A 10,681-nucleotide genomic window follows, 5' to 3' on the forward strand; every position below is an offset into this window, starting at 1 on the left:
AATCAAGGCTGATGGATGTAATCCAATGGTTTGTGTTTCAAGACGTCGAGATTATTTTGCGCCCATGCGATGGTTTCACGAATACCGTCCTCCAACTCAACCGCCGGGGTCCAGCCAAGCGTTTCGCGGGCCTTGGCATTGTCGAGCAGATAGGCCGCATCCTTGCCGGGGCGGTCCCCGGTGATTTCCGCCACAGATTCAAACTTTGCATTCATCAGTTTGCAAACGATTTCAACCACATTCCGAATGGAGATATTGCGTGTTGTGGAAAAGTGGTAGGCTTGCCCGTTTTCGCCCTGGCGCGCGGCGCGCAAGGTCCCGTCCGCCACATCCCGGACATGAACGAACGAGCGAACGGAATGGCCTCCGCCGTGCAGTTGCAGCTTCTTCCCGAGCAGAATATACAGGACGGTGCGCGGGATGATGCGGTAAAGCTGCTGACCCGGCCCATAGACATTGGCGGAGCGGGTGAAAACGACCGGAAAGCTGTAGTTTCTCAGAAACGTGCGGAGGTGCAGTTCACAGGCGGCGCGCGAGGCGGCATAGGGGGTGCTTGGATTGAAGGGCGCATCCTCCGTGATCAGGCCGCTGCAACTCCCATAGATTTCCGGTGTGGAGACATGGACATATTTTTTCAAAAAATCAAAACGCCGCAGCTTGTCGTGCAGTTTGACATTTGCGACCACGTTGGTTTGGTACCAGTGCTCAGGGTAAAGCCAGCTTTCCGCGACCATGCCCTGGGCTGCAAAGTTAACGACAATGCCCGGTTTGTATCCGGCAATGCAATCAGCCACCCGGTCTGCGTCACGGTTGAGATCGAGTTGTTCGAAATGGAAGCATTTCGGCGCGCTTTCATGCCACAGATAGGGAAGAAAAACACGGTCCGGCTGCGGAGACCGGCTGATGCCCAACACCTCCAGGCCCTGTGACAGGGCATAATCCACAAAATGGCTTCCGGAGAAGCAATTACTGCCCAGAACGGCGATTTTTTCAGGCGTCATTTTGTCTCGGAACCCTGTTCTTTTCGCAACGCCTGCAGGATCATGTGCCCGGCGATCAATTGCATGTCCTCGGCAATTTGCATGTCGTTTACCTGAAAATGAATCACCAGATCCGCCAGCTTCCTAGCGGCCCCGCCGGAATAACCTAACAAAGCGACTGTCTTCACCTTCATCTCACGCGCCTGTTCGAGGACCCGGAGAATGTTGGGTGAGTTTCCGCTTCCGGACAAAACGATCAAAAGATCGCCGACCCGTGCCAGAGTGGAAAGTTGCCTGGAAAAAATCCCATCATAACCGATATCGTTGCCCAGACAGGTGAGCACGGCGCTGTTAGCAGGAAGTGCGTGCATTCGGATTCCATGTTCGCCCTTCGGATTGACCGGATATAAGAAATCATTGGCCCAATGAAGGGCGTTGGCCGCGCTGCCGCCGTTTCCGCAGATGAACACATGCCGGTCCTGCTCCCAGGCGGCCTGCAATTCGGCGGCAAGCCTGCCGAGAGGCTCCCAGTCCTGGTTTTGAAGCGCGGAGGCCAGTCTGGAGGCGTAGTTCGAGAAGGTGGAAACCGGAAAACTGGGTGTTGCCATAAAATCCTTTTAGGGAATTCGACCCATAAATCCAGTGGATTTAACCTGCATATTTCATGCTCATTTTAATGATCAACGTGTTGGCGCAGTTTACTCGAGACGGATATCAAAATGACACAAGAGTGATAAGACACGATTGGACCTGCTATGCAGGTTATAAGATGCCTTGATTTCAGCCCTCTGCGCGTTAATTTGGTCGGGTATGGTTTCATGGAAAACTTGGTTATGCATGGCGTTGATAGGGCTGCCGCAGGCCCGCATGGTTGCGGCTGCGCCGGACCCCGACAAACCCATCCCGCTGCCGTCTGTGTTGCAGGACAAAATGTGGCAGGTGGGGCGCCTTTATGATTTTAAGCTGGACGGTTTTATGCGTACGGCGAAATTTTTGCACCCCATCGTCATGAAGACACGCGACCGGCAGATCCTTTTCGAGTTCAAGGAAAAGCCCCTGCAGATCCGCGTTGTGATGACACCGGGGGGCAGCATTATTGAACGGAGAGCCTCTTCCAGCGAAGATTGGAAACTGGTGAGCGGAAGGGACCGTTTGGAAAAAATACTGGATTCCGATGTCGCCTATGAGGATCTGGGCCTGGATTTTTTGCGCTGGTCCACAGTCAAGCCGCTGGGCTTGGACAGCATCATGACCCTGACTGCCTGGGCCTATGAATCAACCCCTCCCGGCCTCAGCAGCTATGCCAAAACACGCTACTGGATCAGTGCCGACTACCTCGCGGTACTGCGGGTCGATGCCTACAATGCGCAGAACCAGGTGATCAAGCGTGTGGAAGTCAACGGCGTGATGAAAGTCGGCCAGGCCTACACGATCAAGGAAATGATGGTTTCCTCCATGATCCCGGGGCGGGACCTTTCGCGCACACGGACCTATATCGAAATTCGCGAAGCCAAACCCGGATCAGGACTGTGAAACTGAGAATTGATTTGCACAGCCATTCGCGCTTCTCGGCGGATGGTGTGTCGGAGCCGGAGGCCATGTTTGAGGAGGCCAAACGCAAGGGTTTGGACGGCTTTGCGATCACCGACCATAACACCTGCGCCTGCGTGGATTATTTTTTACAACATGGAATGATGCGGGAGGATGGCCAGCCGGTGGATGGAATTTTGATCATCCCGGGGCAGGAAATCACCACCAGCGCCGGGCATTTGCTCGCCTTGGGCGTGCGCCTGCCGGATTTGAAAGGCATTTCTCCAGCCGAAGCCATCGAACTCATCCACCAGGGCGGAGGCATTGCGATTCCCCCACATCCCTACGACATGTTCCGCGCCGGGATCCGAGCAGCGGTGATGGATACGCTCCAGATTGACGGGGTTGAGGTTTTTAACGCGGCCACGACGTTGCGGCGTTACAACCGGCTGGCCAATGAATATGCCCTGCGACGGGGACTGCCCATGACGGCGGGCAGCGATGCCCACCACGAAGACGCCCTTGGCGTTTCCTATACGATATTGGAGCCGGACTCCTTTGATCTTGCCTCGGTTCTGGAAAGCATCCGGCATCCCGCCGGCTTGCAGCAGACCTACATCACAGCCAGGGATGCCCTTCGTAAAACATTCAACAACGTGTTCCGCCTGAAACGCCCGCGCCGCGCGGCCAAGACCCAGCAAAAGAAATGAAGCATCTGGGCATCGCCACACGGTGGATTGTGATCCTCAACGGCCTGGTGGCGGCTGTTTCGCTTTATTTCCAGTTCAAAAACGGACCGGACGGATTCAACCCGGTGCAGCAGCAAATGGGCCTGCGAATGGATCAATTTTGGAATGGAGCGTGGTGGCAGATTTTTACAAACACCTGGGTTCATGCGGAGTTCCGCGGCATGGGCGTTTTGCATATCGTTTTCAACATGATGACCCTCGCAGGGTTCGGGACTGTGCTGGAACGCGAACTGGGAGTGCGACGCTATCTTGTCCTTTATCTCCTCTCCGGATTGGCCGGCAACCTTTTCGTAATGGCCGAAGCCACAATCCGCTGGCTTGCGTTCGGCCAGCCACAACTGCTGCATGTTTCCGTGATTGGCGCCAGTGCTTCTGTTTTCGGCGTGGTGGCCGCCTTTTCGCTGATTTATCCGGATGTCAAACTGTACCTCATGTTGATACCGATCCCGATCCGGGCCGTGACCGCCGTCCGCGGATTGGTTGTCGCCAGCGTTATTTTCATGCTGACCTCCACGATGGACTTTATCGCCCATTCCGCCCATATCGGAGGCGCGCTGGTAGGCGGACTGCTGATGTGGGTCTGGCTGCGGCGGGGAGGATTCAGTCCAGCCCGGCACGAATTTGAGATCGAGACCGGTGTCCCGCCGGATTTGGACGAGGCGCTTGCCGTCAGCTTGATGTCCAGGACCGAAATCTTGTCCGAGCTGGAGCGGATTTTGAGCAAAGCAGCCCGGGAAGGCGCGGATAGCCTGACAAGCCGCGAGCGTAAAATTCTCAGGCGCGGACAGGCGATGTTGAAGTAGCCATCGAAAAAGACAAACCAAAATAGGATTGGCCACAAAAGAACGCATGGAGCGCAAAAGGCTTCACACATCCTGTTTAAAATCCTATGAGATCCTTGTGTTCCTTTGCGGCAAACCAGTGCGGCAGGATCGTCACGGCCCAGGATGGGCCTCGCGATGACGAACAGCTCGAGTCGGCACGCTTCGCCGGTACTACAGCCCCACGCACCCGCGTCATTGCGAGGAGCGGAGCGACGCGGCAATCCAGAAATCCTGTCTATCCATTTCCTAAGTTGACCCAATCCTCCTTGTGTATAACGGAGAGCCGGCAAGGTGTGCGCGCAAGGGAATTTTGCGCATCATTAAAAGCCGCCTGTATTCCGGGAGAATTTAACCCATGACGCTGCGCCCCTGTTTTCGGACGATACCCGAAGCCTGGAATGCGTATATTGAATATTCCCACGCTGCGGAATCGGCGCTGCGGAGCGGTCTGGCTTATGAGATAAATGAAAACCTCCTTGAATGGACCGGCCCCGGACGCTGGAAATTGACCCTCGATCCCGCATGGGCCGGAGTCTTTTCACATCGCGAGAAAGTAAACATTCTGGCCCGGCTCAAATTGGCCGAGTTGATCCGGATCGGATTTATCGAATTCGCCACCGATGCGTCCATCGAGGACAGCACCCGCGCCCTTTCCCATCTGGCGGATTTTTGCATGGGACGGTTGCTGTCGATCCACCTTCAAGATGCCGGATCGTCCGGAAAACCGGCCCGCAAACAACTTGCGGTCATTGGATTGGGTAAACTGGGGGGGCTCGAACTAAATTTCAGCTCGGACGTGGATCTGATGTTTGTCTATGAAAAGGATCCGGACAGCGACGGATTTTCCCAGCAGGAATTTTACAACCGTCTTTGCGAGCACCTCGCGCGCGACCTGATGCAGGAAACACCCAGTGGAAAAATGTACCGGGTGGATTTGCGGCTGCGGCCCGAAGGCGACTCCGGCCCGCTGGCGCGTTCCCTCGGGAGTTGCGAATCCTATTACGCCGCCTACGGCGAAATCTGGGAGCGGCTGTCCCTGCTCAAGGCCCGGGGCTCGGCGGGCGATCCGGGCGTTTTTTATGAATTTCGAAATATGCAGCAAGCGTTTTGTTATTCCAGGAACTTGCTGCCGGAGGCAGTGGCCGAAATTCCCCATCTCAAGGAACGAACGGAAAAGGAACTAGTCGGGCGGGAAAACCTGGAGTCGCATGTGAAACTCGGCCCCGGCGGAATTCGCGACATTGAGTTTCTCGTTCAGGCGCATCAATTGTTGCATGGCGCCCGTTACCCGATTCTTCAAACAGGGCAGACATTGAAAGCGCTGCAGGCGATGGCGCAGCTTGATTTTGTGGGCAAGGAAGAGGCAGCGCTCCTGCGGGACGCTTATTTGTTCTGGCGCCGCCTGGAGCACAGGATCCAGATCCTGGAACACAGGCAAACGCATTCATTGCCCGATGGCGGCCCCGCATTGGAAAAGATAGCCCGCAGTCTCGATTTTTCGTCCGGGGCGGCTTTGTGGGTGGAGCAGCTCCGGCGCAGGCGCGTTGTTCGCGCGGCCTATGACGCATTTTTTGATCCAATCCGGAAAGCGAGCCCGGTGGAACATGCCTTCACGTTTGAGTTTTGCCATGAGCCGGAGCGGGCGCGTCGGAACTGGGAAAATTTGGGCGGGGTTCAGGAAGGATTTCACAGGGGCAAACGGACCGAACATGCATTCAGACGCCTGGCACCCGCCTTGCATGGCCGGCTTCACACCCTTGTACGGCCGGATCTTGCCCTGGCGCAATTCACCGGCTTTGTGCAGGTGTACGGGTCCCGCTCGCTTTTGTTTGAGACTTTGGCGGAAAGCCCGAAGGCACTCGAAGTCCTGCTCGCGATCTTTGATTGCAGCCGCTATTTGGGCGAAGCATTGAAGGCCAGTCCCGAGGTGTTTGAGGAAACGGCCCGGGGCGATCTGGACAAGCCCTATGGAGTCGGGGAATACCGCCGCGACCTGGAACCGATGCTTTCCACCGGAGACAAGCTTGGAAGCCTGCGTCTTTTTAAGCGCCAACAAATGGTCAGACTTTTGATTCGCCGTATTTTGCAGCTCGCCAGCCTCCGCGAGCTCCAACAGGAATATACGGCCTTGGCCGACTTTTCATTGCAGTTTGTACTCGAACATCTCGGCTCGCCCCGCCTTGCCATCATCGGCCTGGGCAGGCACGGCGGGCAGGAGTTGGGATTTGGGTCCGATCTGGATATTTTGATGGTGGGCGAAAACGCGGATTCCGCGAGTGAGCTGGCCAAAATCATGGGGGAACAAACCGTCCGCGGGAATCTATTCCCCGTGGATGTCCGGTTGCGCCCGTATGGAGAGGGACCCTTATCTTCGCCGGTGACCCGGTATGTGGAGTATTATCGCGACCATGCCCAAATTTGGGAAATCCAGGCCCTGGGCAAAGCGCGCTTTGCCGCTGGGGATACCGAACTGGCCGGAGAATTTTTCCAACAGGTTCTGCCGGTTTGGCGGGAACGCTGCAAGTTTCCCGGATTGAAGGACGATCTGCTGCGCATGCGAACCCGCATTGAAAAGGAACGCTGCAAATCAGGGCAGCCCGCTCTCGAATTCAAAACAGGTGCGGGCGGGGTCATGGATGTTGAATTTGCACTGCAATATTGGCAGATGCAAAACGGCATTTTCGAGCCCAATTCGTACCGGGCTTTGGAGTTGCTGGAGAAAGCCCATCCCAATGAAGCACCCATCTTGAGGAAAGGGTATGACTTTTTACGACTGGTGGAATCGTGGCTGCGGATTGACGACAACATGAGCCTGAGCCATCTGCCGGTGGATGTGGAAACAAGGACTTGCCTGGCAAGACGTTTTGGATTTGAAGCGCTGCCCGGATTTGAGGCCCGGCTGGCGGAGGTCCGGCTGGGTGTCCGAAAGGCCTTTGACGCGATTTTTGCCGGATAGAAAGAGTCAGTTCCGGCGCCTCGTCATCGCGAGGCCCATCATGAGCCGTGACGATCCATGCAGCTACTGGATCGCCGCTTAACGTTTCAGTAATCCCTATTAACTCATCGGTTTATCACGGCTTGCCGGACGGTGTGCTGGATTGGATGACAAGCCGGAGGAACAAGTTCGGGCCTGTGGAGGTCGGGATCGAGACGCGGCGATTTTGCACACTGCCTACGCCGGTGCCCAAATCCGCATCCGTCAAGCCTGCGGGGGCGCCGCTTTGGCCCACGGAATACCAGTTAATCATGTTGATGGATCCCTGCGGAATGATGACGGTGTCGCTTTTGGCCACATCAACCGTGTAATCCAACGCCACTACCGACCCGATCGTCTGGGCCACCGGCATCAAGCCAGCGTCGCCCACTGTGGGATTAAAGCCAAGAGGCTGCAATGCGTATTCAGTCAGGTTAACGACGCCGTCTCCATCAAAGTCAAAGGTTGGCCCGCTAAGCGGACCGACGAGTCCAAAGTTGGTTTGCCATACGGCATAACTATCAACGGGCTTTGCAGTATAAGTCGCCGTCGGCGTTACCGTAACGACGATGTTGTTGAAAGTATCCACAAAAACCTTGTTTCCGCCGATGTTGTATTGAGTGGCATTCGGCAGATAGGTCAGAACAAAGCCGCTCGATGACAAGGCGGATTGTATGATGGACAAGGCCGACCCGGTTTGTGAAGCCTCTGTGGGGGTGGGAGCGCGGCCGAGCAGGGTATAATAGGCGCTGGCGTTGGATTCATAGGAGCCTAGGCTGTAGAGTGCTGGATTGCCAAAAAGAGGCGCTTCCATGAAGCGTTCAAAAACCTGTAATCGGGTGTACTGGTGGCTGCCGATGGCGCCGGTCCATGCGGTAAGTTCCTGGCTGTTGGGCGACCGGCCTATGACGTTGTTGAACACAGCGGTGACAAAGGCGGAGTCGCTCAAAGCACTGTAAAGGGTGGTGTATTCGCTGCCCAAAGTAAGCGATTGAGCCAACTGGTCGTAAGTCTCGGTCCCGGTCATCAGGGCGTTTACGGCGAAGTTGAATTCATCCAGGGTGGGCAGGCGGCGGAAGAAACCACGATAGAGGCGGATGGTTTCCCCGGAAGCGGTGGTAAAGCCTGTACCCGAAAGTAAAGACAGCGCCAGACCCGAAGGGGTTTGAGTGCCTCCGCCCAAGGCGGCAACGGCGGCGGCCAGCTCTGCGTCTGTCGGACCACGATGCAGGATTTTTTTGTAAAGTTCGTTTACCAGCGTTGTGTTATCCGTAAACGGAGTCAACGACAGAACACCAGCGCCCGCGTTAAGGATGGTGACATTGACCGGAGCCAAAGTTTGCGTGGATTGGGTGCCGACGACGATGTTGCTTCCGGTTGTGGGATCAAAACCCATTTGGTCATCTTCCGCAACAGCCCAAAGGGTGTAATCACCGTCCAGAGGCGGCAGCCAGTCGGCGGTGTACGGCATGGTGGTGGAAGTTCCAACCAGCGTTGGGCCGGGGTCCGCAGCGGTATTGGAACTGTCCGGACTAAACAGGCGCTGGGCATAAAATTTGACGCGGTCCACATACGGTAAAATGGACGGATCATTGAAGATCGGTTCACTGGTGGTGCCGGTCGGTTGCGTGAAATAAACCGACATGTGAATCTTTTGACGCGCCAGAACATCGTTGTCGCGCGGGCTATTCAATATCATATACGGAGCATCTGTGTACATGCTCAGGATGAGTACATACTCTGTTGGCACATTGGGTGGGGACACAGTGTATCCCTGGGCAAGCAGTTTTGGGTCCGGCGCGTAATTTTCAATCGCAATTTGATACGTAACGCCACGCTTCACCTGGACAACGCTCTGTACATTAAAGTTTTGGGCCTTTGGCAGACCAGTGGAGTCCAGTGAGGCAACAAAATTTCCCGTGTACATGGTATAAGTACCGGGGGTTGCCGAATTGACCGTGATGTGCAATTCGCCGTCAAAGGGAGCTTTCCAACTGTGCCAGACGCTGCCTTCGCAACGGTCGGTGGTGACGGCGCTGCCATTCTGCGCCGTCGCGGTACCCAACGTGTACCAGTACACGTCTCCCGCACCCGTGCTGTGCGCCAGTTCTCCATATTCACCGGTCGAATTTGCCAGCGTAAAGCCCTGGGGGGGTGCGGCATCTATGGTTTGGATTTGAGAACCAAACAGTACCACGCGGTTGGCAAAATCATCATTTACGGGATGCGAGCCTGTGTAGTTTGTATCCTTGATGGTGAGAGTGATGGCGCCGCTGGCGGCTCCGGATGTATTGTTAGGGTTGTTGTAACCGTCAACCAGGATCATGTAGGTGGTACCCGCAACGGCCGTGAAGGTCGCCTGGCTTGTGTAAAGGCTTGAGCTGGCATTGGCATCGTCATTATCCTTGATTAGGGTGAGGGCATTGACCGCCACTCCTGTATAAACACCCAGCAACGTGTCAAACGCGCTTCCAAAGGTATCAATGCTTATTGTATGCCCGCCAACTGCCGCCGGCGCAGTCCAACTGAACCAGACAGACCTCCCGCCGGAATTTGCATTCTCACCGATTGTTGCTGGTTCACCCGCTTGCTTGGTGGCATTGACGTTGCTGCCGTAAACAGTAATGGTGTTTGCATTGCCTTGTGGGTTGATGACAGTGGCTTTGGCGAAACTGTCATTTTGCGGCGCTGAGGCGCGGCTGATGCCGCTGCCCAACAATAAAAGGACCAACGCGAGTGGAGCGGTTGCGAAGACGGCTGTCTTTTTCATAGTTTATACCCGGATGGAGTTACTTTGCCTGAAGACAAAAACCCGTAAGCGAGCGGACAGCCTTGCGTTTGCCACACTATCCCCACTAGCTTCCGATTACAAGCCCAAATTCCCCCTTGTCACCTGCCGATTCCGGCGTCCTTCCATCAGACGCCATTTTTCGTCAAAAAGTTTTTCTCAAGCCCATCGTCAGAATGTGATTGTCAAGTCTGCTCGCATCGATCTTAGCCGGGCTGTCAAAGAGGTTGAAATTATTAAACACCAGATATTTGTATTCCGCAAAAATACTCCAGTCCTGGACGAAGAAGTAATCCACGCCCGCTTCGCCTTGAATGGCCAAGGCCGTTTGGGTGGCGCTGGTTTGGGTGGTGGCCGGATTGTTATATCCAGTGGCATCAATGTAGGCAAAACCCACGCCCGGGCCGATATAAGGCCGCCATTTTCCCGTTTGCAGGGTCAACAACGGGTTGAGCATGAAAACTGCTGAATTAAGGCTTGTGGAAACCCCCTGGGTCGATGTGTTGGCACTGATTTTTCCACCCAGATAAAAGGCCTCAGCTTCAAGGGCGGCTCCCAAATGAAGCGGCCGGCCCTGCAACTCGTCGGAAAACTGCTCGATCGGTTCGGGATCAAAGGGCCAGTCATAGCGAAGTTTAAGCCCTCCGACGGGTTCAATCGTCGAGTCGGCACTGGCCTTTGTGCCTACGGTGGTCAGTATCCCGGGCGGGACAATGGCCTGACTGTCCAAGGTTCCCGACAGCGATTCAAACAGATTGGCGCCGCCGAAAACCGCAAAACTGAAACCGGTCCGGGGTTCTTTGCGCAAGCCCACAGTACTGGCAAATTCCGGTCCC

Annotated in this window: 8 protein-coding genes; 4 read left to right on the plus strand and 4 right to left on the minus strand. The window is 55.5% G+C overall.

Annotated elements, in window-relative coordinates; all coding sequences use genetic code 11:
• Positions 1-2: 2 nt before the first annotated feature.
• Both PHD76_11780 and PHD76_11785 read right to left on the minus strand, forming a co-directional pair.
• Positions 3-1,001 (minus strand): GDP-mannose 4,6-dehydratase, encoded by a 999-nt coding sequence (locus PHD76_11780; protein ID MDD5262514.1) that lies wholly within the window; start codon positions 999-1,001, stop codon positions 3-5.
• Positions 998-1,588 (minus strand): SIS domain-containing protein, encoded by a 591-nt coding sequence (locus PHD76_11785; protein MDD5262515.1) that lies wholly within the window; start codon positions 1,586-1,588, stop codon positions 998-1,000. The genes PHD76_11780 and PHD76_11785 overlap by 4 nt, the downstream gene beginning before the upstream one ends.
• A gap of 229 nt (positions 1,589-1,817) precedes the next feature.
• On the opposite strand from PHD76_11785, the gene PHD76_11790 reads away from it, so the two are divergent.
• The 4 genes from PHD76_11790 (at position 1,818) to PHD76_11805 (ending at position 7,039) form a co-directional block, all read left to right on the plus strand.
• Positions 1,818-2,513: an outer membrane lipoprotein-sorting protein gene (locus PHD76_11790; protein ID MDD5262516.1), complete on the plus strand. Its 696-nt coding sequence runs from the start codon at positions 1,818-1,820 to the stop codon at positions 2,511-2,513.
• The gene (locus PHD76_11795) at positions 2,510-3,220 is read left to right on the plus strand and encodes a PHP domain-containing protein (GenBank protein MDD5262517.1); all 711 of its coding nucleotides are present in this window, start codon (positions 2,510-2,512) and stop codon (positions 3,218-3,220) included. The genes PHD76_11790 and PHD76_11795 overlap by 4 nt, the downstream gene beginning before the upstream one ends.
• Positions 3,217-4,062 (plus strand): rhomboid family intramembrane serine protease, encoded by an 846-nt coding sequence (locus PHD76_11800; protein ID MDD5262518.1) that lies wholly within the window; start codon positions 3,217-3,219, stop codon positions 4,060-4,062. Before PHD76_11795 ends, PHD76_11800 begins: the two co-directional genes overlap by 4 nt.
• 376 nt (positions 4,063-4,438) lie before the next feature.
• Positions 4,439-7,039 (plus strand): hypothetical protein, encoded by a 2,601-nt coding sequence (locus PHD76_11805; GenBank protein MDD5262519.1) that lies wholly within the window; start codon positions 4,439-4,441, stop codon positions 7,037-7,039.
• Positions 7,040-7,154: 115 nt separating this feature from the next.
• Here the strand turns inward: PHD76_11805 and PHD76_11810 are convergent, their stop codons facing one another.
• Together PHD76_11810 and PHD76_11815 are read right to left on the minus strand one after the other, a co-directional pair.
• Positions 7,155-9,827 carry a DUF4214 domain-containing protein gene (locus tag PHD76_11810; GenBank protein MDD5262520.1) on the minus strand — a complete coding sequence of 891 codons (2,673 nt, stop codon included), beginning with the start codon at positions 9,825-9,827 and terminating at the stop codon, positions 7,155-7,157.
• A gap of 163 nt (positions 9,828-9,990) precedes the next feature.
• Positions 9,991-10,681, minus strand: a 691-nt coding sequence (locus PHD76_11815; GenBank protein ID MDD5262521.1) for an outer membrane beta-barrel protein, incomplete at its 5' end; no start/stop codon positions are given.

It is taken from the genome of Candidatus Methylacidiphilales bacterium (genome assembly GCA_028713655.1).
In the GTDB taxonomy this organism is placed as follows: domain Bacteria; phylum Verrucomicrobiota; class Verrucomicrobiia; order Methylacidiphilales; family JAAUTS01; genus JAQTNW01.